Raw genomic sequence first — 25,114 nt, 5'->3', positions numbered from 1 at the left:
CGGTTTGGTCATTCGACCGTTTAGCCACTCGGCCGCTTGATCACTCGACCGCTTGATCAGACTTCACTCATCGGTTCTTCGTGCGTCTCGTCCCACTGGAGGCTCAACCGCTGGACGGCCGCGTGCAGGCGGCTCTTGACCGTCCCGACCGGGATCCCGAGCACATCGGCCGCTTCGCGATACTTCATCCCTTGGTAGTAGACGAGCTGCACGACCCGCTTCATCGAGTCGCTCAGTTCATCGACCGCTCCCCGCACCCATTCGCCGTTCTCGCGAACCGAGGCTTCGGCGAGCGGATCGGGGGCTTCGCCGACGAGCTTCTCGGACCAGTTCCCATCGCCATCGTCGGAATGCGAGGTGCGATCGAGGCTGGCCATGCGGTGACGTTTGTTCCGCCGCTGGACGTCGATCGCTTGATTGGTCGCGACCGCGTACAACCAGGGGCGAAAACGGCGCTCCGGATCAAATTGGTCGCACTTCAAGTGGACCTGCAGAAAGGTCCCCTGAAAAGCGTCTTCGGCCATCTCCGCGTTGCCCACATAGCGGCGGAGATAGCTGTAGATCTCCCGCTGATACCGCCGCATCAGCGATTCGAAGATCCGCCGATCGCCGCTCTCTTGATAGAGCTGAACCAGTTCCTCGTCAGCGTAAGTGCTGAGCGAGGTTTCGGTGGTGGTGGAGTTGATCACGTATATATCCTGCATCAAAAAGACGAGAAGCGGCATTCTAATGACCGCAGCTTCGAACGTCAAAATTAGCCGCGATCCGAACTCACTCACCCCCTCAACCGTAGTAAGCCGCGAAGATTCACCCAAGTTTTCGCCCAAACTGGCCGAAAACCGGCTGCTGGTAGGATATCGTATGCCACACCCACCCCCCATGAACGATCCATCACGCTCTGTACCGCAACTTCCGCGGACGCTGGAACCCGAAGTGATGGACACGGTGGCCGAAGCGGTCGCCTACGACGCGATGGACCACCGCGAGGTGAACCAACGTTTCGTCGATGATCTGCTCGCTGGCGGCCCGGTCGGAACGCGGGTGATCGATCTCGGCACCGGGACGGCGCGGATCCCAATCCTCCTCTGCCAGCGGCTTTCGGAAGTCCGCGTGCTGGCCCTCGACGCGGCGACATCGATGCTCGACCTGGCGGCGACGCTGATCGACGTCGGAGGAGTGATGGACCAGATCCAACTCGAACACGCCGACGCCAAAGCCTTGGCCGCCTTCGACGACGCGATGTGCGACTGCGTGATCAGCAATACCCTGCTGCACCACCTCCCCGAACCGCAACGCGTGCTCGGCGAGGCCCTGCGGCTGCTCCGCCCCGGTGGGCGACTGTTCATCCGCGACTTGATGCGACCGGCCAGCAACGCGGAAGTCGATCGGCTGACCGAGCTGCACGCTGGAAACGAATCTCCGGAGGCTCGGCAGCTACTGCACCAGTCGCTGCACGCCGCACTGACGCTCGAAGAAATCCGCGACCTGCTGAGCGAGCTCGGGATCGACCCGGCCACCGCGCAAGCGACCAGCGACCGCCACTGGACGATCGACGCCCGAAAGTGATCGGGGTCCGGGCTTCGGGAGCCGGAAGCCGGGAAACAGAGGGGGCCACGGAAGGACACGGAAGAGCACGGAAGGGAGTAGAGTTGTCAAGAATCGTACTCGTACTCAGCGGAGCGGTACTCGTACTCGTACTCGAATCCGGCCGGGCACCCCTCTGGGCCTCGCAAAATCTGAAATCTCGGATCTGAGATCTCAGATTGTTCCGTGCTTTTTCCGTGTCCTTCCGTGGCCCCCTCCGAAACCTGCTGCCGGCTACCGGTTCCCGGCCCCCGGCCTTCTCTCCCAGATTTGAAACTCGGTGGGGACCGAGTCGCGGTGGCCTTGGGGGTGGCGTTCGACGTGCACGCAGCGAAACGCGTCCAGATCCACTCGCAGCCGCGTGTCGCCCGCGGTTTGGGTCCACACGCGAGTGAGCAGCAGCCGCGAGCAGCGAGGCAGCAGCGCGTCGTAGATCGTCGCTCCACCGATCACGAAGACTTCGCCAGCATCCGCGACTGCGGCAAGCAGCGAGTCGATGTCCGCAAAGACCTCGACTCCCGCGCCCAGTTCCGCCGTGCTCCGGGAGAGCACGAGGTTCCGCCGCTGCGGAAGCGGTCGGCCGATCGACTCGTAGGTCTTGCGCCCCATGACGATCGGATGCCCAAGCGTCAGCTGCTTGAACCGACGCAGGTCCGAAGAGAGCTGCCACGGCATATCGCCCTCGCGACCGATGATTCCACTCGGACTGGCAGCGACAACGGCGGTAAGAAGGGGAGGAGTCAGGGTTCAGGGTTCAGGGTTCAAGTAGCCGGTGTCCGGTGTCCGGTGTCCGGTGTCCGGTGTCCGGGGATTTCAGATTTCAGATTGTTTCGTGCTTTTCCGTGTCCTTCCGTGGCCCCTGCTTCCTGCTACCTACACGGCGATTGGGGCGGAAATTGCCGGGTGGGGTTCGTAGCCGACGAGTTCAAAATCGTCGAATTCGAAGTCGCGGACATCGCTGCGGCTCTGGCGAATTCGCATCTCGGGCAGCGGGCGGGGTTCGCGCTCGAGCTGCTTGCGGGCCTGCTCAAAGTGGTTCTGGTAAAGATGGACGTCGCCGAACACATGGATGAATTCGCCGAGCTGCAGCCCCGTCACGTGCGCCATCATCTGCGTCAACAGCGCGTAGCTCGCGATATTGAACGGGACCCCGAGGAATAGATCCGCACTCCGCTGATACATCTGACAGCTGAGTCGTCCTTCGGCCACGTAGAACTGGAACAGCAAATGGCAGGGGGGCAGCGCCATCTGCTCGATCTGCCCGACGTTCCAGGCCGAGACGATCAAGCGGCGTGAATCGGGCGTTTCGCGGATCCCCTTTTGAACCTGCTCGATCTGGTCGATCACCCTCCCGTCGGCCGTCGGCCACGATCGCCACTGGCTGCCATAGACCGGCCCCAGTTCCCCCGCCTCGTCGGCCCACTCGTCCCAAATCGTGACGTTCCGCTCCTGCAGCCAGCGAACGTTCGTCTCTCCCCGCAAGAACCAGAGCAGCTCGTAAACGATCGAGCGAAGGTGCACCCGCTTGGTCGTCACCAACGGAAATCCCTGACTCAAGTCGAATCGCAGCTGCTGCCCAAACAGACTCCGCGTTCCAGTTCCCGTCCGGTCGGGGCGGTCGACCCCCTCTTCCAGGACTCGCTTCACAAGGTCGAGGTAGATCCGCATGGGCGACAATCCGAGGGTCCAGAGCCGAGAGGGGGGACGGAAGTCGAGAGACGGGGACAAGGGGCTGCTCGAATTTAAACACGGCAAGCCAGAAACCGGTAGCCGGGGCCAGTGGGCAGAGGGGGCCACGGAAGGACACGGGCCACGGAAGGACACGGGCCACGGAAGGACACAGAAAAAGCACGGAAGGGGGAGGGAAGAAGGAACAGGAGGAAGCAGAGGCAACGGAGCAGCATTCCTCTGTTGACTCCCTTGCCTCCTGTTAGATGTCCACTTTCTTCAGCCTTCAGGGCTGGAAACACAGTCGCCTGCGGCTTGCCGTTAAACGAGGTTTCGCTCGAGATTCATTTCCGTGCTTTTCCGTGTCCTTCCGTGGCCTCCATTCTCGCTCTTCGTGGTTCCCTCGCCACTTATCTCCCGACCGCCGCGGCGAGCCATTCTTTCCAACAGGCGGTGACGTCGTCGAGGGCTCCGGAGGTGGGGACGAGTTCGCGGGCCCAGCCGGTCGAGCGTCCGCTGCCGTTGTAACCCGCTGGCAGCGGCACCAAGTCCAAGCCCTGGCCGCGGGCCAGCCGCAAGGCTCGGGGCAGGTGGTAGGCGCTGGTGACCAGCCCGACTCTCGGCGGCCGACCGTCGGGCCGAGCCGGCAGCGCGGCGACGACCTCTCTGAGCTCGACCATTTCCTCGCTGGTGTTCCTCCCCGAAACCCGCAGAATCGCCGTCGCCGGCACGCCCAGACTGATCAGCAACTCCTCGGTCAGGTCGGCTGGCCCGCGCTCGCCCGGCAGGGCCGACGTTCCGGTGACGATGATTTTTTTCACTCGCCCGGCATGCCACAGCTGCAGCGGCGGCCGAATGCGGTCGCCGTCGCTGGCCAGTTGTGGCGCGTCAAACGGGTCGGCATGCACCCCGCCGCCGAGCAAGATTACCGCGTCCAGTTGCTCGACCTGCGGTGCGTCGTCCAGCGGATACTGGGTCTGCGCCCACGCCCACGTGGCCACCGAGCGATTGCCCAGGAGCGAGAGCGCCACCCACAGCACCAGAGCAATCCCGAGCCACGCGCGCGAGCTCCCGTTGCTGCTGGCTTCTCCCCCCGCAACGCGGCGGGTTCTCCAGCGATGAATCGCCGCGTAGGCGACGGCGAGGGCAAGCGTCAACCACAGCAAACCGAGGGGCATCGCCAATTCGGTCAACATTTTCTCCAGCCCCGGTCGACCAAACTGAAGAGCCTGCACGCCCAGCAGCACCAGCAGGACCGCTGCGACCACTCCCGCGGCCACGAAGAACGAGGCGAGCTCATGCCGAGCCGGTGTGGGCGAAGATCGATCGGAGGCGGACGACGTCATGCGGCACTTCCATACGCGGGACGAGGAACAGGCGGTCAGTGCGAAGAAGAACCCCGGCGGTTCTTTTTCCAGGAACTTCTCGAGCTCGGGGAGGCTTTGTTTGCAGCCTGCGGCGCTCGCGGTTGCTATGCTTAAAGCACGTCAGCGGCCGCCGCCTCCCAGGCCCATCGGGAGCCGGCGACGCGGCGGCTTATCCAGTTCTTCGCGATCCCCCCCACTTCACGCCATTCACTTTTCGGCCCTCACGGCGGCAGCGCGATAGCGCCCGCCGCCGGAGCGATAGGGAGTCAGCTATGAGCCAGACCATACAGGATTTTACCGATTTGCTGCTGCAACGCGGCATCGTCAGCCTCGACCAGCTCTCTGAGGCGGAGCAGATGAGCAAGGACACCGATATGAACATCGGTGATTGCCTCGTCAAGCTCGAGTACGCCACTCCCGAAGACGTCACCGAGGCACTGGCCAATTTCCACAAAATCCCCTTCGTCGACCTGCGGCAAATCCGCGTCGCCGACGATGTCATCGAATTGATTCCCGAATCGGTGGCTCGGGAAAACATGGTCCTGCCGGTCGACAAGGAAGACAACTCGCTGAAGATCGTGATCTCCGATCCGTTCGACCTCGAGACGATCGAAAAACTGCGATTCATCCTCAACCGCAAGATCGAGACCTCGCTCGCTCCCCGGCAAGCGATCCAAGAAGCGATCAACCAGTACTACGGGCAGGTCGAAGGGGAATCGGCCGACTCGATGCTCCAAGAATTCACCGACACGGCGATCGACTTCACCGAAACCGAAGAGGATTCGGCCGGAGTCGGGGGCGAGACGATGGATGAGAGCAGCCCGCCGGTGGTGCGGCTGGTCAACTTGATGATCGCCGAAGCGGTCCAGCTGCGGGCCTCGGACATCCACGTCGAGCCGTTCGAGGACCGGGTGCGGATCCGCTACCGGATCGACGGCGTGCTGGTCGAGCGGGACAGCCCCCCCCGCCGGATGCTCAGCGCGATCATCTCCCGCATCAAAATCCTCTCCAAGATCGACATCTCCGAGCGGCGGCGGCCGACCGACGGGCGAATCAAGATCACCGTCGGCGACAAAGGACTCGACCTCCGCGTCTCGATCATCCCCACCAACCACGGCCAATCGGCCGTGATGCGGCTGCTCGATAAGGACAACATCAAGGTCGGGATCCGCCAGCTCGGCTTGGCCGAAAAAGACTTTCGCGATTTCCAGTCGCTGATCAAGCGGCCCAACGGGATCGTGCTCGTCACCGGCCCGACCGGGAGCGGGAAGACGACGACGCTCTACGCGGCGCTCAATGCCCTGAACCGCCCGGACCGCAAGATCATCACCGCCGAGGACCCGGTCGAGTACTACCTGCCGGGGATCAACCAGGTCGAAGTGCGGCACGCGATCGGGCTCGACTTCGGGCGGATCATCCGGGCGATGCTCCGCCAGGCGCCGAACATCATCCTCGTCGGCGAAATGCGCGATACCGAGACCGCATCGATGGGTATTCAGGCGTCACTAACAGGACACTTGGTATTCAGTACACTACACACGAACGATGCGCCCAGTGCCGTTACACGCATGGTGGACATGGGAGTACCTGGATATTTGGTCGCCAGCAGCGTCATCGCGGTCCTCGGCCAGCGGCTGGTGCGGACCATCTGCCCGCGTTGCAAGCAAAAATCCAAGCCGTCGGAGAGTGTGATCGCCGACGCCGGGCTGCCGCCGGAGCTGGTCAAGACGGCCGAGTTCGCCAAGGGCAAAGGGTGTACATACTGTCAGCGGAGCGGGTACCGCGGGCGGCTCGGGATCTACGAGCTGATGATGGTCAACTCGCGGGTCCGTGAGATGATGTTCAAGGCCACGCCGACCCAGGAAATCCGCGGCCAAGCGATCTCCGATGGGATGACCACGCTGTACGTCGACGGGATGCGCAAAGTCCTGCGCGGCGTGACGACGTTCGAGGAGGTTTACCGCGTCGCCAAGCGAACCGAGCAGGATCACCTGGCCATGCAGCACCTGCTCAACGAACAGTGAGCCGCAGGCGCTAGCCTCGGATTAATCCTCAGCCGCAACGCGCTAGCGTCCGGTTTCCGCGGCGCTTTCGGGAACCGGGGGCTAGCGCCCGGCGGCTGATGCCCGGCACCGTGCCGTCCGGCGTCCCAACCCCGGACCCTGGGCCCGGTTTCGGGGATTTGCTGGAAATCGCCCGCTCGAGCATGGATAATAGGTGTGGCTGGCGAGGAGGCGATCGCCCTGGCAGCGATGCGGACCGTCAGCCCTTTCCTCCTATATCGACTTATCCTTTTCCAGATCCACCGGGGTCAGGGGCTGCTTGGCCCAGGCGGTTCCGTCCGCTTCGGGGGGGTCGCATCCACGGTGCGATTCCGCCGAGAGCGGATGCGGCCTTGGTCCCGGATTCGACGTCCCCAGCCTCGGGCAATCCGCCCGTCGGTTGCGGCTATTCACCGACCAGCGAGTGCCTGACCTAGCTGCCAGGGCCGGCTGCGGGAGGCACCGCGTGGCCGATCCGCTGGCGCTCGACGCCGACCATTACTTGACACACTGACGAAGGACGCCGCTGTGGCCACGATTCTGATCGACAAACTCCTGCAGGCGGCGGTGAAGCAAGGGGCGAGCGATATTCACATCGTCGTCGGCCAGCCTCCGGTGTTTCGCTTGCACGGGCGGATGCGGAAGCTCGAGACCAAGGTGCTCGAGGCCGAGGACACGGTCTCGCTGATGAAGAGCATCACGCCCGAGCGGTGCCAGCGCGAGCTGCAAGAGGCGGGGAGTGCGGACTTTGGGTTTGCCTTTGGCGAACTGGCCCGGTTCCGCGTCTCGGTCTTCAAGCAGCGCGGCTTCATCTCGATGGTGCTGCGGCAGATCCCCAACGACAAGCTGACCCCCGAGCAACTGGGGCTGCCCGAGGCTGTCGTCAAATTGGTGACGCGGCCCCGCGGATTGTTCCTCGTCACCGGCCCGACCGGGAGCGGCAAGAGCACGACGCTGGCCAGCTTGGTCAACTACCTGAATGAGACCCACGACCACCACATCATCACGATCGAAGACCCGATCGAGTTCTATCACGACCACATCAAGAGCACGGTCAATCAGCGCGAAGTCGGGGTCGACGTCCCCAGCTTCTCCGAAGCGATCCGCCGCGCCTTGCGGCAAGACCCCGACGTGATCCTGGTCGGCGAGCTCCGCGACCTCGACACGATCGAGGCGGCGATCAGCGCGGCCGAGACGGGTCACATCGTGTTCGGCACGCTGCACACCAACAGTGCTCAAGGAACGGTCAACCGCATCATCGACGCCTTCCCGGGCAACCTCCAGGACCAGATCCGCACGCAGCTGGCCACGTCCTTGATCGGGGTGGTCGCCCAGACCCTGCTCCCGAAGATCGGCGGCGGTCGCTTGGCGGCCTACGAGGTGTTGATCGTGACCCCGGCGATCGGGAACCTGATCCGCGAAAACAAAACCTTCCGCATCAACAGCGCCATTCAGACCGGTGCTAAATTCGGCATGCAGCTGATGGACGACGCGCTGTTCAAAGCCTGGCATGCCGACAAAGTCACGGTTGAGGACGTGCTCGCCAAAGCGCATCGCCCCGACGATTTGGCCAAACGGATCGTCCAAGCCCGCCGCGGCGAAGACGCCCCAGCAACGCCCGTCGGCGAAGATCAGTAAAACAGCAGGGTGAGGTGGCCAGCACCCGCGACACGATCTGGCTCCAAACATCAGCCGCCACGCGCTAGCGTCCGGTTGTCCAGTGCTGTGAAAACCGGACGCTAGCGCGTGGCGGCTGATAGAACCGTAACCACGACCATGAACTTGACACCCCATTAATTCCTCCTTCCCCTCGTTCGCTAAATACCTATGGCCGTTCGCCGCATCGGACAGATCCTCGTCGACCTCGGCTTCTTGACCGACGAGCAATTGGAAGTGGTGCTTGAAGAACAGCACCAGCGCCCCGGCTCGTTGCTCGGCAAGATCGCCGAAGAGATGGGGTTGATCACCGACGAGCATTTGGCCCAGGCCTTGGCCGAACAGATGGGGATGCAGACGGTCGCCCTCTCGGAGGTCGAGCTGCCTCCGGAGCTGCTCGGCCGGATCACCGAGACGATGGCCCAGCTGTACCGCGTCGTGCCGGTCAAGTTCGAAGGCAACACACTGACCGTCGCCACCTGCGATCCGCAGAACCTGACGGTCCAGGACGAGCTGCGGACGTTCCTCGGCCACGAGATCGAGATGGCGGTGGCGACCGAGCGAGAGCTCGTCGCAGCGATCAGCCGCTACTACGACAGCGAGAGCGAGAGCGTCGAAAAGCTCGTTCAGGAGCTGAACGAGGACGACGACCTGAAAGCGGCCATCGAGGCCCTGCAGAGCGAGAAGTTCAACCTCTCGGATATGGAAGCCCTGGCCGATTCGGCGCCGGTCCGCAAGCTGCTGAACATGGTCCTGCTGCTGGCGATTAAGGACCAGGCGAGCGACATCCACTTCGAGCCGTTCGAGGATGAGTTCCGGATCCGGATCAAGGCCGAAGGGGTGCTCTATGAGATGGTTCCCCCGCCGCGGCACTTGGCCTTTGCGATCACCACCCGCGTCAAGGTGATGGCGAATCTCGACATCGCCGAACGCCGCCTGCCGCAGGACGGACGGATCGAGTTGATGGTTGGCGGCCACCCGGTCGACCTCCGCGTGAGCGTGCTGCCGACAATGTTCGGCGAGAGCGTCGTGATGCGAGTGCTCGACCGCACGGTGGTCAACCTCAGCCTCGACAACGTCGGCATGGACGACTTCACCTCGCAGGGCTTTCGCAAAGTCATCGAGCGTCCCAATGGAATCATCCTGGTGACCGGCCCGACCGGCAGCGGCAAGACGACGACCCTCTACTCGGCGCTGACCGAGCTGAACGAGATCACCGAGAAAATCATCACCACCGAAGACCCGGTCGAGTACGACATCGACGGGATCATCCAGATCCCGATCGATACCAACAGCGGCGTGACCTTTGCCAGCTGCCTGCGAGCCATCCTGCGGCAAGACCCAGACAAGATCCTGGTCGGCGAGATTCGCGATATCGAGACCGCCGAAATCGCCGTCCAAGCCGCCCTGACCGGGCACCTCGTGTTCAGCACCCTGCACACCAACGACGCCCCGAGCACCGTCACCCGGCTCAAAGACATGGGCGTTCCCACGTTCCTGCTCACAGCCACGATCGAAGCGATTCTGGCGCAGCGACTGGTGCGGCGGATCTGCACCAAATGCCGCGAGGAAACCAAGCCGAGCGCCGACCTGCTGTTCGACCTGGGGCTCCGCCGCGAGGACATGGGCGACCGCAAGTTCTACAAAGGGGCCGGCTGCGACGCTTGCAATAACACCGGTTATAAGGGCCGTGTCGGCTTGTTTGAGCTCATGATCATGAGCGACGCGCTGCGGGAAATGATCATGGGCACCGCCTCGACCGACGAGCTCCGAGATTTGGCTCAGTCGCAAGGCATGGTCCCGCTCCGCGTGTTTGGCCTCCGCCTAGCCGATCAAGGGATCACGACCTTAGACGAAGTCGTCCGCGAGACGATTCAGGAGAGTTAGAACGTTCCCTCTCCCCCGCGGATAGGCTGCGAACGAACAGTTCCGCAGCCTATCCGCGGGGGAGAGGGTTAGGGTGAGGGGGCCAGCCGAGATGGTTAGGCCAACCGAGAATTTAAACGACACCCTCCCCCCGGGAGGGTCGCGAGGAACGAGCGGGGAGGGCGGTGCGCGACGTCGATCCGTGAGTACGGTTGCGTGCAGTTAGACCCTCCCCGGGCCTAAGAGCCCGACCCTCCCAGCGGGAGGGTGATGGACCGACGCCCCAGCACTACAACGTCGACTAAAACGGACCGCCGCTAAGCCACGACACGAACGCCGAAACCCCCTCACCCCAACCCTCTCCCCCAAAATCGTTCACAACCACAAGTTGCAAACGATTTCGGGGGAGAGGGGGCAAGAAAAAACCCACGACCCTTAATTCACTGCTCACTGACCATCAGTAACTGCTATGCCTACATTCCAATTCGAGGCGATGGACGCGACGGGTCAGGAGATCCGTGACGAGATTGAAGCGCCGAGCGAGGATGAAGCGCAAACGACCATCCGCCAGATGGGCTACTTCGTCACCAAGATCACCGTCAAGAAGTCGGCGGCGAAGAAGGTCACCGCGGGGGGCAAAACCAAACGCCCGTTCGCGATCGGCGGCGGGAAACCCAAACACGTGACCGCGTTCACGCGGCAGCTTTCGATCCTCCAGGACGCCGGGCTGCCGATCCTCCGCAGCCTCAAAATCTTGGAGAACAACTGCAAACCGGGCAAACTGAAAAACGGTCTGGCGGATGTCTGCGAGGAGATCGAAGGGGGTTCGACGCTCTCCGAGGCGATGAGCAAGTCGCCCAAGCTGTTCACCCGCCTGTATGTGAACATGATCAAGGCGGGCGAGGCCGGTGGTGCCCTGGAGACGATTCTGCAGCGTCTGGCCGACTTCATGGAACGGAGCGAATCGCTCAAGCGGAAAGTCAAAGGGGCGCTGATCTACCCGTCGGTGGTCGTCACCGTCGCCTGTTTGATTTTGACGTTCATCATGATCTTCATCGTGCCGACGTTCGAGCAGATGTTCGAAGAGTTCGAGCTCGATCTGCCGGCTCCGACGGTGCTCTTGATCGCGCTTTCGAACTACATCGTCAAGTACGGCTTCCTGCTGATCTTGATTCCGGTCTGCATGGCGATCCTGGTCAAACTGGTTAAAAAGTTCCGCCATGGACGCGTCGGGTTTGACATGTTTTTGATCAAGCTGCCGATCTTTGGCGGTTTGATTGAAAAGAACATTTTGGCCCGCACCACCCGGACCCTCGGCACGCTGGTCTCCTCGGGCGTACCGATCCTCGAAGCTCTGGCGATTACTCGCGAAACAGCGGGCAACGCGATGTTCGAGCGGATGTTTATGAAGGTCACCGACGCGATCCGCGAAGGTGAAGTGATCAGCAAGCCGCTGCGGGAGAACAGCGTCCCGGGGTTCCACCCGATGGCGCTCTTCTTCTGGGCGCTGATGGGCGCTTTCCCCGGCATCATGCTGATGAGCGTCGCGGCCACGGCTCCGTACACGAAGCTCGGCGACGACCCGCAGATGGTCGGCATGTTGTGGGGCATCAGCCTCGGTGGGCTCGGCATTGGCGCATTGCTTGCGTCACTGATGTATATGACCAAGATCCGCGCCCGCGTGGTCGACGACCTGGTCGTCAACATGGTCGACGTCGGCGAAGAGACGGGTGAGCTCGATACGATGCTCTACAAGGTGGCCGACACGTATGACGAAGAGGTCCGCGTGTTGACCGACGGTCTGATGGCGTTGATGGAACCGATCATGATCGTGTTTTTGGGGCTGGCGGTCGGCTTTATTGTCATCAGTTTGTTTATGCCCCTCGTCTCCTTGATCACCGGTCTCGGCTGATCCTGGACCCACAAAGCCAGTCGCCAAGCGGCGCGTCGTTTAACGGCAAGCCGCAGGCGACTGTGATTGGGATTTTTGAAAAGAATCACGAACGAATCCAGATTGCGAGAGACTCTCATGAGGCACCCCGCCCACCCCAGCCGACCGACGCAGGCCCGCGGCTTTACGCTGGTCGAGGTTCTAATCGTGATCACGATCATCGGAGTCCTCGCCGGCCTCCTGATCCCGGCGATCGGAGTCGTGATCGAGCGAGGCAAGGTGGGCCGCATCAAGATGGAAGTCACCAGTCTGGCAATGGCCGCCGAGGCTTATCACAACAAGTATGGAGATTACCCCCCAGACTTCTCCGACTGGGGCGTCGTTCAGCGGCATTTCCGCAAGGCCTTCCCGCGGATGGCGAGCGGCGAAATGACGCTGCTGACCAATCTCACGCACGACTCGAGTGGCAACTTCATTCCAGTGGCGATCGACCGAGCCGAAGCCCTTGTCCTGACCCTTGGCGGCTACAGCAGCGATCCGGTCAATCCGCTGACTGGACCGGGCGGGCCGCTCGAGTACATCGGTTCGGGTGACGTGACCAATCCGGCCAACTACCAGTACCGGGCCGACCGCGACAATGCTTTATTCACTTTCGACGTGAGCCGCTTGACGGTCACGCCGATGGATGCCAGCGCCCCGCTCTCGGCGACCAACAAGCTGTCCTCGACCGACGAGGCGGAATTTGGCACCGGCCCGAGTGCCGATCCGCTGCCCGCTTATCGGCCCGCCGACGGGACTGCCCCTTACGTCTATTTTGAATCGCGGACCTACGGCAGCTTGGGGTCTCTGGGCGTGTTCAATGGTTACGGCCCGCGGAATCCCTCCGGCTTTGCAGATTCGGAAATCGGCTCGATTCGCCCCTACAAGACGAGTCGCCCAAATCCCACTACGACCGGTGGCTACTCGAGCGTGGCCGAAGCGTCCGAAGCGTACGACTTCATGAACGCCCAAACATTCCAGATCATCGCCGCCGGTCCCGACAACAATTTTGGCACGATCGTGGGAACGGACACGGCTCCCGTTTACTTCCTGTTTCCCACCGGCCAAGCGATGGTCGTCGATGCGTCGGCGACGAGCCCCGGTGATATGGTCACCTCGAGTGGCTACCAAGAGAACAGCATCTCCTCCTCGATCATGGACAACGCGCACTACGACAACATCACAAACTTCTCCGAAGGGAAGTTGGAAGATGAGATCGAAGAGTGAGCGTCTGTGGCCCCCGGCCGCCCCGAGGACACTGCCTCCCAGAGGACACCGCATGAATCCTACAGCACGCCCTGCCGAAGCGAGCGACCGCAGCGGTTTTACGCTGGTCGAACTGCTGACCGCCATGGTCGTCATTTCGCTCCTGGTAGCGATGACGACGATGATGATGGGGACGGTCCGCGAGTCGGCACGGAAGGATCAAACGCGGGCGTTGATCGCCACGATCGACGAGATCCTGATGACCAAGTGGGAGAGCTATGCAACCCGGCCGCTGCCGATCGTGTTGCCCAGCCAACCAGATAACTTCAGCGTCAAGATTCCGGCCCGCGAGTCGGCGCGAGTGCGTTTGATCATGCTCCGCGACCTGATGCGGATGGAGATGCCCGATCGTTACAGCGACGTGGATGTTGCCGCGCCCATCACGGCTCGGGCAATTCAAACCAATGCGGCCGGCGCTCAAACCTGGGTACCAGTTGGAGTCACCTGGACAACTCCCGCGTCGGTGACCAACTACACCAATCGACTTCGCTCGACCCGCACCCCCGAGAACGCCAGCAGCGAACTGCTGTATCTGATTCTTTCCACGAGCAGCTTCAACGGCATTAGTGCCATTGAGGCGATCCCGAAGCGGAACATTGACGACACCGATGGCGATGGGATGCCAGAGATTGTCGACGCTTGGGGCAATCCGATTCACTTCATCCGTTGGCCTGTTGGTTATACGGTTCCGGGGATGCCGGTCAGTGCCGACGAGTTCGACTTCATGCAAGTCGACTGGGGTTATTCGAGCGACAATCCTCCCGCTTCGCTGAAACCGCTACTCGTTTCCGCGGGCCCCGACGAAGCGTTCAACATCCGCTTTACCCAAGACACCGAGACGCCGTACCGGCTGATGACTTGGCCGCTCTCGCAGATGGGCACGGGCGCTCGCGACGAAAGCGCCGGACGCAGCTCGCCGTATTACTACATCGATCCTTATCTCCGGCAGTACAGCGGAGCCGGGTTGATTGGCGAAAAACTGGACGACACCAGCGAACAGCACCGCGACAACATCACAAACTACAACGTCAACTCGTCGACCTGATCCGCACCGCGATCTCGCGACTCCGCAAACGTCTTCTCTCCGTTGAAAACCAAATCATGAACACGACGCACCCGCATCGAACCGAGCCGGGCAGGGTAGCCGGACGGGAAAGGGGCAAGGAAAGCTCCGGCGTTTCCTCCCCATCCTGCCGCTTCTCCACCCGCCTCTTGCGAGTGCACTGCGGGTTCACGCTAGTCGAGTTGCTGGTCGTGATCGGAGTTCTGTCGGTCATGGCAGGCATCGCCCTGCCGATCTTCCGCAACACGATCAAGGACCAGAAGACGAGCCAAGCGGCTCGCCAAGTCGTCACCTACATCGAAGCCGCCCGCAGCCGCGCGATCGCATCCAAAGGCCGCGTGGGAGTGATTATCCGCCGCCAAGGAGTCGAGGACGCGACGCAGCGGTCTTATTCGACGCAAATGCAGTTGTGCGTGGCGTATCCGCCGTACTCGGGCGAGTCGGATAATGCCCGGGCACTGCTTTACCATGATCAAACGGCGAGCACGCCGCTTTCCGGCACCGCCGGTGTGGCGAATGCGGCACTGTTCGACCCGGCGGATTGTGCCCTACTAGAAAAAGCTCGGCGGGACATCGCGGCGGGAGAGCCTCAGGCCAGCCTATCGCCTATTCGAATCGGCGATCAGATTCAGTTCGACAACAGTGGAAGGACCGTAGCGATCCTTTCCATCACGCAGTTCACGCACAACACCGGTTTCGCATCCGATCCGCCCGCAACCCATAACGGCTGGGTCAAAGTCACCTTTGATCCGCGAGGAACGATCACGAGTAGCGGAAATGTCATGCAAGGGTTTCCGGCTTCGCTGATGTCGGTTTCGGGGACCCGTTTGACGCCGTTTAAGATCTTCCGCGACCCGGTTCCCTCGGCCGCTTCGCCGCTGGACATGCTTCGCGGAATGGCGATCGACTTGAACTACTCGGGAATTGGCAGCGGCGGCGTCGATTTCAACCCAATGGTAATTGACCCCTCCTCTTGGGATTCGGCCAGCCCCGTGAATTTTGAATCGGTTCTGTTGATGTTTGGCCCCGACGGACGGTTGGATTTCTGCTCCTCGGGAATGCTGAACTCCTCTGGAACTCTAATGCAGATGGATTATCGCCCCGCCGGGCTGATCTATTTCTGCTTGGGGCGGAACGACGGCGTGTTCGCCGACCCGGCCAATCTGTTCACGAACACCGATCGCGACCGGGCCAACATCATGGATCCCGAGTCGATCTGGATCGTGGTCAATCCGTTCAATGGAAATGTGTTCGCGGCTCCCTCGACCAGTCCGGCGGCGACCGTCTCGGCGTTTGATGCCAGCACGCTGACGGTCGAGGAGCAGTTGACCCTCGCAGTCCAACAATCACGCCAGCTCGCCTTCGAAGCCGACGAGTTGACTTCCCTGTGATCCAAAGGCGTCTCATGACACGTCACGGCGTGACATTTATCGAAGTCCTGTTTGCCATCGGGCTGGTCCTGGTGGGGATGGTCGGGTTGATCAGCGTGATCCCCGTGGCCAGCCACCAGGCGCAGGACACGATCAGCCTGAACGCGGGTGCCGCGCTGGCCACGACCGCGCACGGGGAGCTGCAAGCCCGCAACTACCTCAATCCGGCCAACTGGGTCATGGTGGGCGATACCGGGGGAACCCCCTCGGTTAGCGCGTTTCCCACTTCGTCGGCCGGCACGGTCAGCGTCTGTATCGATCCGCTGTATATGGCGTATGCAGACAACTACGTCGCTGAAGGCTCAGGCGGGTATTACACCCCATTTACCACAGTTGGAACCAACGGGCATCGGCGGTTCCGGTTTCCTTACTACAAAGCCGAACACAATCCGCTCGTCGATCCGTCACTGCCGACTTCGAGCGGGAACGCCTGGCCCTCGTCGTCGTGGCGGATGCTTCGCGTGAGCGTTGACCGGGTTTCGCAAGCCGGGCCGCAGGGCATTTCGGAAGCGGAGGCGTTGTTGGTCACGCAAGGGGCGGATGATTTGTCGGTGTTTCAGACTGATGATAAGTCGCTCGACGTGGTGCCGCTGTTCACGCAGGCGTTGCCGGGATCGCCCGCGACGGGCCAAGTCACCGTCAGTGGACGTTTCTCCTGGATGGCTACGGTCAATCCGATTCCAGACACGCCGTTCGCTTCGGTCTCGACGGTAATTTTTCGCAACCGCGACCGCAGTTTCTATACCCCGCCGGCGTCGCTCGGGCCCGTCACACAGGCCCGCGACAATGCCGCGGGAGAACGGATCGCATGGGTCTCAGCTGCGTCGGGGTTTCAAGGCGGCGCCGGGGGTACGGTGACGATCGCCGCCGCTCGCAACACGCCGAGCGACGTCAAAGTCAACGACTGGGTAATGCTTTCGCGCGTCGACAGCGGCAATCCGATGCACCGTTGGTACCGGGTGATTGCCACGATCGACGAGGCGACAGAAGCCACGATCAGCGATCCGCACGGGGGTGCCTCGCGGGATGTCTGGACCCGACAACTGATGCTCGACGGACCCGATTGGACGTTTGATTCGGCCGCAGGCGTCGCCGACGACACGGTGATGACCTTGGTTGACGACGTCGTCGCTGTCACCGAACACACGATTCGCATCACGAGTCGCGATCGCTAGGGGCTTGCCGGAGGGTTCCGGGAGCCGAGTGGTTGCGTCGCTGTCACGACACGAGTGGCGGCAAACGAAGAGTGGGAAGGGATATCCGAGCATTCGGATACCAAGAGAAAACTATGAATCACAAATACAACCATCGCCGCGGTGTCGTTTTGCTGGTCGTGCTGGGAATGCTCGCATTCCTGGGCGTGCTGGTGGTGACCTATGTGGTGTTCACCAGCCGATCCCGCCAAAGCGCCTTCGCGATCGCCAACAGCGAGTATCGCAAGCCGATGCGCCGCGAGGTGGTCAACGACGCGATGATGAAGCTGCTCCGCGGCACCAACGACGCAACCGATCCGTTCTTCGGCGAGGACCTGCTGAGCGACTTGTATGGCCGCACCGGAGCGATTCCGGAGTTGAATGGTCGGGCGCACCACTACATCTCGGCGCTGCGGCCGGCAAGGCTCACCCAGAGCGACAACGCGACGGCGCTGCGTGAGCGCGGCGTGGTCTCGCTCGGCGACGGCTTTGTCAAAGTTCCGTATGAGATTCCGCTCGATACGACCGACCCACTCACCGCTCCTTATCCCGATCCGCTTAATCCGCCGGGATCAATTAATCTCGGGGCCGGTTCCGTCGCGGAGTCGACGTTGGCAACGTCGGTGCTGGGCTTTGATGATTACTTTGCTGGCATGGTGATGACCTTCGATGAAGGTCCGCTCAAGGATCAATCGTTCCGGATTATTCGCTCGACCGGGCATCGGGCGGCCAGTGACGGTGAGCCGGCGCACGCGCTGAAATACAGCGTCTTCATCGAACTCGACCCGAACAAAACGGTGGTTCTGGACGACGGAAGCGAAGTCAAGGTTGGAGAGCTGGCCGCGGCGGGTTCGACGTCGATCGCTGCTCTCTTCTACAGTCGCGGGCCCAACGGCGCCTGGGGCGGCGGTGGCGGAGTCGTCAACGCGGGAGCACCGGGCAGCGATGACATTCCTTATCGGATTCGCCTGAACCCCGCCCCGCTCAATGGGACGGGAATTGGGTTTGATGGAGTGAACTTCAACGAAACCACGGCGATCGGGACGTTGACGTTGCCGAAGGCGTTTCTGCCTGTTGGGAACTCCGACAAGAGCGCGAACTATGCAGAACACGGGGACTTCGATGAACCCTACGACGCGCCCGATTTCCAAAACATGTTTCTTGCCCATCGCTATACCGATGCGGCTGGCGACGTGCAGATCATTCCGTCGTTCCACCGTCCGGCGCTGATCAATTACATCGTCAACGAGTACGACCTGTCGGCGATCACCGAGGCTGAACTCCGGCAGTTGATCCTGGCAATCCAACGATCGACGTTCCGGCCGATTCCATGGGCGGCGCTCAAGGCAACCCCTCCGTTCGCAGCCATCACGGAGTCGAACCCGCGGTTCACCGGCGGAAACACGAGCTTTGCCCTGCGGTCGCCAAACAAGATCGACGATCCGAGCAACGTCGCTCATATCGCGCGGCTGAACCAGCTTCTCGACGCGCTAATCAACGGTCCCTGGGACGTCGACAACGACGGGGATGGGATTGCAGACAGCGTGTGGATCGACTTGAGTCTGCCGCTGATCACTTCGCCCGAAGGCAAGCTGCTCCGTCCCATGGTGGCGGCGCTAATCGAAGACACCGGCGGTCGGATCCACCTCAACGCTCATGGCAGCTTGGCTCAGACCGGCGGGATCAGCAACATCACGGCTCCCTGGGGAGCGGTGAATCCCGCTGCCGATACGGCGCAGAATCCTTTCCGCGGCTTGGGTTATGGCCCGGCGGAAATCTTTATGCCGACGAATAACGAGGTCACCTCGAGTGGCGGGCAGCTCTTCACTTCCGCAAACCGGCTGGCGCTGCTGCAGGCGCGGTACCGCGAAGCGACCGCACCGCTTCCTGGGATCCCGGTTGCGGGCAACCAGCTGAACGACCTTCTCGACCGCATTCTCACCGGCGAGCGGCCTAGTCAGCAGCTCTGGAACAGCGGGTTCGGATTTACCGAGGACCCCTGGGGACGCGCTGGCATGGGCGTCAGCCGTTCCGGGCGGTTGTACGCCGGCGGGACCGGCTCGGAGTTGGAGCCGGGGAGCGCGACTCAGCCTGTGATCAATGAGGCCACCAATGATCCGTACGAATTGGACCCGAGCGGTGAACTCACAGGCGACTCGCCGATTTCGTTCGCCGAGTTCGATGCGGTGATGCGGAACATCGACTGGGACCGCGACACGCTCCCTCCGCGGCTCCGCAATCTGTTGGCCGACTCGCTGAACTCGAATCCCCAGCTGCACCGGTTGCTGACGACCCGCAGCGTCTCGCTCGACGTGCCCCCGGCGATTCGTCCCGAAGGAGAGCGGGCTTCGGGACAAAACCTGCCCACGTCGCTCACGCAAGTACTGTTTGAGCGATTGGATTTGCCGTTTGGGACGGCTGCCGAGCAAACGGCCGCCCGCAACAACTTCCGCACGCTTATCGGTCCCGAATTGCGACTCGGCCACAAGCTCGACGTGAATCGTCCGTTCGGCAACGGCGTGGACGACAACGGCAATGGTGTGATCGACGAGCCGGGGGAACTTGTTTCTAACGGGCTCGACGACGACGGCGATGGCAATATTGATGAAGCAGACGAATTGGAGTCGCTAGCGTTCCCATCTGTCGCCACAGCCGGCCCCACAGTTCCCACGTCGATCCAATCCACTTTTGGCTCCGCTGCCCCGAGCTACAGCTTTGGAAACTCGGTTACTGGTCGTCAGTTGCTCGCCCGCAACTTGTACGTCCTGATGATGATCTTCTCGGGCGACGGTTACGAATTCCCGATGCGGGATTCGGCGAAGATGGATCCAGCGAGCAAAGTCGACGAGTTCCGAGCGCGCAAACTGGCTCAGTGGGCGGTGAACGTGGTCGACTACCGCGATCCCGACTCGATCATGACCCCGTTCCACTTTGATCCCGATCCGTTTGACGCGGCGGGCTGGAATCCACCGGCGATCGTTGCCGGACAGGAACCGCGGTACGTTGTCTGGGGTGTCGAGAGTCCGGAGCTGCTGTTCCAAGAATCGCTCGCGCTGCACGACGTGCGACTCAAGGATACCGCCCTGGAAGCTGGTGCCGACAAGGAGCTCAAGGACGATGAACCTACCGACAACCCGGGTGATAAGAAGGACACCGACAGCATTCGGATGCCTCAGGGTTCGCTCTTCCTGGAGCTTTACAACCCGCGAGCTCGGATCGCCACCGGTACCACTCCTCCCGCGTACGAGCAAGTTGCGCCAGTCGAGGCCCCGCCGCTGGAGCTGTACACCTACGATTCCACGACAAACCAGTACGTCCTCGATCTCTCGAAGACCGCTCCGGCTGGAACCAGCGGAACGGCGATGCCGGTGTGGCGAATCGCGATCACCAAGCCGCACTATCCCGATGCTCCGGACCATCCCGCCCGCGGCGCTGAGCCGCTCAATGATGCTCCCGAGGATTCGGATCCACTGACCCTGCGAACCACTTTCCCCGATACCGCTTCGTTCGAACTGGCTCGCCTCGAAGAGCTGAACGTGAACAACGGCCCGGGGCGGCTCGACATCGACCGCGTCGTGTTTTTCGCTCCCGCACTGAACTCGACTGCGATTGCCAACAATCTGGCCGACGTCGATGAACCCGAGCAGGTGTTCTACAACTACCTTGGCACTCCGGTCAGCTTGCTGCCCGAACAGTACTTGGTGCTGGCCCCGCGCACGACGACGCACCTCGGTTCACAGCAGTACCCGGCCTCGGGACCGCCGCTCGGCCCGAGCCCGCAGAGCTTCACGATTTCGCCGGACACGAATCACCTCGGTGTGGCTCACACGAACATTGCCGGCGATCTAACGACGCTCAACACGACGACTCAAGTCCAGCCCGCATTGCCGCTGGTGATCGCGGCCGATCCATCTCAGTTAAACCCGGCGAACGGCGGAACTTGGTCGACCGCAGCGGCGATCAACGCCAAGCTGCCGGAAGGGGTAGGATTGAACGTTTCGGAGCCGCTTCCGGGACCGGATTACTATCCCGAGCCGAACTTCCAACTCGACTCGACGATGGACGCGGAGTATCCGCTCGAAGATGCCTACGTCGACCTCACCAATCCGGCGGCCAGCGAGGTCAAAGACACGCCGGTCGACCTCGAGAACGATCGGCCAATCGCCGAGTGGACCCGAGCGGTGACTGGAAACGCGGATCCCGATGAACCGTTCTTGGGCATGCAAGAACAGTTCTGCACGGCGTTCCTCCAGCGTCTGGCCGACCCGACGCTGCCCTACCAACCCGAACCGTCGCAGCCGAACTACAACCCGTACCGTTCGGTGGACTGGATCAGCATCGATTTGACGGTCTTTAGCGGCGAGGAAGACGAGGCGAAATTCGATTTACCCAACCCGGCTGAATATGCCACCGGGACTCGCCAACGGAATGGCCAAGATGCGAATGGCACTGGTAGCGGAATTCTGTACTCGAACCGCACCGTCGCGCCAGCCCCCGCTCCTCTCGCCCCGCCGACCATACCGTCGGTCTACTTCACCGTCGAACTGACCGGTGCAGCCGATCCGGCCAGCGGTAACTATGTCGCGGGTGCTCTGCAGACCTTAAGCCACCTGAATACCGCTTTTGGTCAACCGATTGCTGGGCCCAACCGCGGTCAGCCCATCGTGCCGTTTGCGTTGCACGAATGGTTCAATCGACCGTTCGCGACACCTTATGAGTTATTGATGGTACCCGCGACTTCGCAGGGCCGGTTGTTCGAAGAATTCACAACCGCCTCGACCGCCGATCCGTTCGATCCTGGCGTCGTGGGACCGGCTCCCGACAGCATCGCTGAATTCAAGGCACCGTTCGGGCATCTGCTGAACTTCTTCCAAGCCGAACAGGATGAAGCGGACGCGTCGCAGTTCTATCGGATCTTCGACTACATCGATACGCGGCCTCCGTTCCGCGGCGAAGTCGATGCAATCAACCCGGCCCGACTGACGAGTGGCACGACCGGCAATTCTTACGTCGATACCGCTCGCAATCATTTCATCAATCTGTTCCAGGCTCCGTTCAACGTCTTTAGCGACAACCGTCGCGAAGGCGAGATCAACCTTAACACCGTCGCCGACCGCCCAGTCTGGACGGGTTTGATGTTTGGACACTTGACCGGCTCGGAACGACTCGACGGAGCCAACACGGGTCCGTTCGCATTTGATACGTTCCGAGACAACCGGCGAGGCTACGCGGTGCCCAGCACTGGCGGACCAATCATCAGTGGCGCGACTCCCAACGCGCCTCCATATAACTACGCGACAGACTCGCTCGATCCGCGTTTCCCCACGGAGTTCGCTGGAGCTTATCGCCCCAACGCGACAACCGGTCTCGCTCCGAGCGTGAGGGCAGGGGCGGATGCGTTGCGGCGAGTCGATTCCGGGGCGAGTGGATTCTCGCCTGCCGACGGTGGTCTGCTGCGGCGCGACGAGCCGACCAAGGATGCGATGTTCGTTCGCGACGGTGCCGGAGATAACTGGCGGGACCGCAATCGAAATGCCTTCTTCCGCTATCAGTCGCTGATGCGGATGCCGAACCTGACGACCGAACAGTCGCATGTGTATGTGGTGCGATTGACGGTGGGTTATTTCGAAGTCGACCGAGTGACGCTCGATACGGGTTCGGAATATAAGGCGGACCTCGGACAACAGGAACGTTATCAGGCGACGTTCATCATCGACCGCTCGGTGCCGGTGGCTTATGAACCGGGTGCCGACCGCAACGTGAGTGACACGATTTTGTATCAGCGGATCGCTGAATAGGTTTGATAATGAGATTTGCAACCAAGTCGCCAACGCCTCTTCGCCGTGGCTTCACGATCGTCGAGATGCTGATCGCAATGGTCATCACGCTGCTGATGATGGCCGCGCTCGGTCGCGGATTCGCGGTGATCGGCGAGACGATCCGCACCAGCCGCGTGGAGATCGATCTCTCGGTCCAGATGCGGGAGATCACTCGGCGTCTGTCGGATGATTTGCAGCGTTGCACCGTTCGCGGCGATCGCGAGGCGAGTCAGCAAGAAGGGCTCGGCTACTTCGTTTATTACGATGGGCCGCTGAGCAGTGCTTCGGGGACCATCCTCGGAGATGCTCCGACCGATGAAACCGAACAGACGCTGCAGGATTCGAAGTACAGCGACTTCGACGACTACATCGCGTTCACCGCCGAGGCCGAAAAAGACAACTGGTTCAGTGGAAAAGTGCCGCGATTCATTCTCGACATGAAGAGCGCATCACTGGCCGGTGTTCCCTATGATCCAGGTAACTTTTCCGGCAGTCCGCTCGATCCGGTCGTAATCACTTCGAAGTACGCCGAGATCATCTACTTTGCCAGTCCCCAGTACGCAACTGCGGCGGATAGTTCCGATCCGTTGCAACGCATTTTCAATTACAACAGTGCCGGCAATCCGGAGCCGCTCGACCTCGACGGCAACCAGATTCCCGACACCGTCCGGCTGCATCGTCGCGTGCTGCTGATCCGGCCTGACTTGAACATCAATGGTGCGCTCGCTCCGTTGTCGGTCAGCACCGGTGGGGTGTCTTATGAGTACCTGGCTCCGGATGCTTGGCCGGCGGACACGACCACCGGTCATCCAGCGATCAAGACCCCCGGGACGCATGGCATCTCGGTCGCTCAGACGAACCGTGCGTGGCTGATGGGGATGGCGGTCGTTCACCAACAGTGCGATCTGTCGGTCCGCCGCGTGCTTAATGAGGGTGGGCAACCGACGGCGGCCATTGCCGCGAACTCGCTTGCCGACCTGACGTTCCCCCACAACCGCTTCGCCCATGTTCGGGCGCCGGCTTCGGCCGTGGGGATCACAGCGCCGGGGTCGACGTATGGCTACAGCTCGATGCCACTGCTGGCGATGGGCGGTCCACACGCATTGCTGGTTCGAGCCGGGGGCGAGACTACGCCAAATGGCCCGGTCATCCCGCCCCTCGCACCGAGCACGGCCCAGGTGGTGACGCCCCTTGCTCTCAATGGTTTCCTGCGTCCGGAATTCGTATTGGGGCAGGATCTTACCCACACCGATGTTCCGGGAGATGGTTGGGGAGTCGAGCGTCGCGGAGAGGACGTGATCGCCAGCAACGTCATTGGGTTCGATGTCCGCGGCTTTGACTCGATGGCCCCGGTATTTTTGGCTTCGGGCGCCGACGGGGTTTATGGTCCGAGCGGCGGAAGTGATACGCCGTCAGTCGCAGGCGCGACCGGCAGCGACGACTTAGCGATCACGCCCAGCGACCCAGGATTTTTTGAAACGATTCGCACCGCGCCGCTCGGTACGCCGCCGGGCGGCTCGGGGGCGTCGGATAGCTTTTTGGCAATGCGGGGAGCGTTCGTCGATTTGTTTTACCCGTTCCAAGCTGGAGGAACGTTGCGAGGTTTTGGCGCATTGCGCCGGGATCGTTTTGTGACAGCGGGGACGGCATTCGGCTCTGATGCTACCGCTATTCGAGCGCGTGCCAATGCATTTGTCCGAAGCGAGCTGTCAGGGTATTCGCCGAGCAACCACCAAGGCTTTATCGATGGCGATACAACCAAGCCGTACCGGAGCCTCTACCAGGACAGTCTGTTCAAGTCGGGGCGGATGATCCTCAACGGCTCCCGAAACATCCTTCTGCTGCAGCCCGCGTACGACACGTTCACCGACGGATATGAGCGAGACGGTTTTCGCCAAGACGACGGGGCCGCAATTGGAGCCACGGGTTTTGGGACCTTGTGGTGGTTCAACCACGCGACCACGGGTGTCCCGCCGACTGGGCCGTCGGGCGAATTCCATCATGGTGTCGACAGCGGCAACAATGGGATCTACGACGGCTTGAGCGGAATCAGCATGGGGGACGGGATGGGTGAGCGTGAGACGCTGCCGCCGTTTGCTCCTAAAATGCCCGCGGTGCAGATCACGCTGCGGACCGAAAACCAAAATACCCGCCAGCTCCAGCAGATGAGCGTCGTGCATTATTTTGGTAGCCGATAGCCGGGGGCCGGGGGCCGGGGGCCGGGAGCCGG

15 protein-coding genes are annotated in these 25,114 nt (G+C 61.8%); 11 read left to right on the top strand and 4 right to left on the bottom strand.

The genetic code is table 11. The features are described from left to right. Window positions 1-56 precede the first annotated feature (56 nt). Window positions 57-704, bottom strand: a complete 648-nt coding sequence (locus tag GNK13_RS15055) for an RNA polymerase sigma factor (protein ID WP_235935195.1) — start codon at window positions 702-704, stop codon at window positions 57-59. 175 nt (window positions 705-879) lie between these two features. Between GNK13_RS15055 and GNK13_RS15050 the strand changes: the two genes are divergently transcribed. Next, window positions 880-1,566, top strand: a complete 687-nt coding sequence (locus GNK13_RS15050; RefSeq protein WP_164103383.1) for a class I SAM-dependent methyltransferase — start codon at window positions 880-882, stop codon at window positions 1,564-1,566. A gap of 252 nt (window positions 1,567-1,818) precedes the next feature. On the opposite strand, the gene GNK13_RS15045 is transcribed toward GNK13_RS15050, so the two are convergent. From GNK13_RS15045 to GNK13_RS15035, 3 genes are all read right to left on the bottom strand, one after another. Next, window positions 1,819-2,259: a dihydrofolate reductase gene (locus GNK13_RS15045; protein WP_235935194.1), complete on the bottom strand. Its 441-nt coding sequence runs from the start codon at window positions 2,257-2,259 to the stop codon at window positions 1,819-1,821. Between the two features lie 198 nt (window positions 2,260-2,457). Continuing rightward, window positions 2,458-3,252, bottom strand: coding sequence for a thymidylate synthase (locus tag GNK13_RS15040; RefSeq protein ID WP_164103382.1), 795 nt, complete (start codon window positions 3,250-3,252; stop codon window positions 2,458-2,460). Between the two features lie 410 nt (window positions 3,253-3,662). Further along, window positions 3,663-4,598 carry a YdcF family protein gene (locus tag GNK13_RS15035; RefSeq protein ID WP_164103381.1) on the bottom strand — a complete coding sequence of 312 codons (936 nt, stop codon included), beginning with the start codon at window positions 4,596-4,598 and terminating at the stop codon, window positions 3,663-3,665. 293 nt (window positions 4,599-4,891) lie between these two features. On the opposite strand from GNK13_RS15035, the gene GNK13_RS15030 reads away from it, so the two are divergent. The 10 genes from GNK13_RS15030 (at window position 4,892) to GNK13_RS14985 (ending at window position 25,082) form a co-directional block, all read left to right on the top strand. Continuing rightward, window positions 4,892-6,643 carry a GspE/PulE family protein gene (locus GNK13_RS15030; RefSeq protein ID WP_164103380.1) on the top strand — a complete coding sequence of 584 codons (1,752 nt, stop codon included), beginning with the start codon at window positions 4,892-4,894 and terminating at the stop codon, window positions 6,641-6,643. Window positions 6,644-7,189: 546 nt separating this feature from the next. Continuing rightward, window positions 7,190-8,299 carry a type IV pilus twitching motility protein PilT gene (locus GNK13_RS15025; protein WP_164103379.1) on the top strand — a complete coding sequence of 370 codons (1,110 nt, stop codon included), beginning with the start codon at window positions 7,190-7,192 and terminating at the stop codon, window positions 8,297-8,299. Window positions 8,300-8,488: 189 nt separating this feature from the next. Continuing rightward, the gene (locus GNK13_RS15020) at window positions 8,489-10,204 is read left to right on the top strand and encodes a GspE/PulE family protein (RefSeq protein WP_164103378.1); all 1,716 of its coding nucleotides are present in this window, start codon (window positions 8,489-8,491) and stop codon (window positions 10,202-10,204) included. A 448-nt stretch (window positions 10,205-10,652) separates the two neighbouring features. Continuing rightward, the gene (locus GNK13_RS15015) at window positions 10,653-12,095 is read left to right on the top strand and encodes a type II secretion system F family protein (RefSeq protein ID WP_164103377.1); all 1,443 of its coding nucleotides are present in this window, start codon (window positions 10,653-10,655) and stop codon (window positions 12,093-12,095) included. Window positions 12,096-12,212: 117 nt separating this feature from the next. Beyond that, on the top strand, window positions 12,213-13,340 hold the full coding sequence (locus tag GNK13_RS15010; RefSeq protein WP_164103376.1) for a type II secretion system protein: 1,128 nt from the start codon (window positions 12,213-12,215) through the stop codon (window positions 13,338-13,340). 52 nt (window positions 13,341-13,392) lie between these two features. After that, complete coding sequence (locus tag GNK13_RS15005) at window positions 13,393-14,424, top strand: type II secretion system protein (protein ID WP_164103375.1); 1,032 nt, start codon at window positions 13,393-13,395, stop codon at window positions 14,422-14,424. A gap of 173 nt (window positions 14,425-14,597) precedes the next feature. Beyond that, a complete protein-coding gene (locus tag GNK13_RS15000; RefSeq protein WP_164103374.1) occupies window positions 14,598-15,833 on the top strand; it encodes a pilus assembly FimT family protein in 1,236 nt (411 codons plus the stop codon). 14 nt (window positions 15,834-15,847) lie between these two features. Further along, window positions 15,848-17,047: a type IV pilus modification PilV family protein gene (locus GNK13_RS14995; RefSeq protein ID WP_164103373.1), complete on the top strand. Its 1,200-nt coding sequence runs from the start codon at window positions 15,848-15,850 to the stop codon at window positions 17,045-17,047. Window positions 17,048-17,160: 113 nt separating this feature from the next. Beyond that, entirely contained in the window at window positions 17,161-22,863 is a 5,703-nt protein-coding gene (locus GNK13_RS14990; protein WP_164103372.1) for a hypothetical protein, read from the top strand. A gap of 8 nt (window positions 22,864-22,871) precedes the next feature. Next, on the top strand, window positions 22,872-25,082 hold the full coding sequence (locus tag GNK13_RS14985; RefSeq protein ID WP_164103371.1) for a PulJ/GspJ family protein: 2,211 nt from the start codon (window positions 22,872-22,874) through the stop codon (window positions 25,080-25,082). Window positions 25,083-25,114 lie beyond the last annotated feature (32 nt).

It is taken from the genome of Candidatus Laterigemmans baculatus (genome assembly GCF_010367455.1).
GTDB classification, from domain to species: domain Bacteria; phylum Planctomycetota; class Planctomycetia; order Pirellulales; family Pirellulaceae; genus Laterigemmans; species Laterigemmans baculatus.
This window is presented reverse-complemented; position numbering and strand designations above follow the sequence as displayed.

Bases quoted from the DNA above. Each gene is read 5' to 3' on its own strand.
- GNK13_RS14985 (WP_164103371.1), top strand. From the start codon at position 22,872: ATGAGATTTGCAACCAAGTCGCCAACGCCTCTTCGCCGTGGCTTCACG.
- GNK13_RS15030 (WP_164103380.1), top strand. From the start codon at position 4,892: ATGAGCCAGACCATACAGGATTTTACCGATTTGCTGCTGCAACGCGGC.
- GNK13_RS15020 (WP_164103378.1), top strand. From the start codon at position 8,489: ATGGCCGTTCGCCGCATCGGACAGATCCTCGTCGACCTCGGCTTCTTG.
- GNK13_RS15050 (WP_164103383.1), top strand. From the start codon at position 880: ATGAACGATCCATCACGCTCTGTACCGCAACTTCCGCGGACGCTGGAA.
- GNK13_RS15005 (WP_164103375.1), top strand. From the start codon at position 13,393: ATGAATCCTACAGCACGCCCTGCCGAAGCGAGCGACCGCAGCGGTTTT.
- GNK13_RS15010 (WP_164103376.1), top strand. From the start codon at position 12,213: ATGAGGCACCCCGCCCACCCCAGCCGACCGACGCAGGCCCGCGGCTTT.
- GNK13_RS15045 (WP_235935194.1), bottom strand. From the start codon at position 2,259: ATGCCGTGGCAGCTCTCTTCGGACCTGCGTCGGTTCAAGCAGCTGACG.
- GNK13_RS15035 (WP_164103381.1), bottom strand. From the start codon at position 4,598: ATGACGTCGTCCGCCTCCGATCGATCTTCGCCCACACCGGCTCGGCAT.
- GNK13_RS14995 (WP_164103373.1), top strand. From the start codon at position 15,848: ATGACACGTCACGGCGTGACATTTATCGAAGTCCTGTTTGCCATCGGG.
- GNK13_RS14990 (WP_164103372.1), top strand. From the start codon at position 17,161: ATGAATCACAAATACAACCATCGCCGCGGTGTCGTTTTGCTGGTCGTG.
- GNK13_RS15040 (WP_164103382.1), bottom strand. From the start codon at position 3,252: ATGCGGATCTACCTCGACCTTGTGAAGCGAGTCCTGGAAGAGGGGGTC.
- GNK13_RS15015 (WP_164103377.1), top strand. From the start codon at position 10,653: ATGCCTACATTCCAATTCGAGGCGATGGACGCGACGGGTCAGGAGATC.
- GNK13_RS15055 (WP_235935195.1), bottom strand. From the start codon at position 704: ATGCAGGATATATACGTGATCAACTCCACCACCACCGAAACCTCGCTC.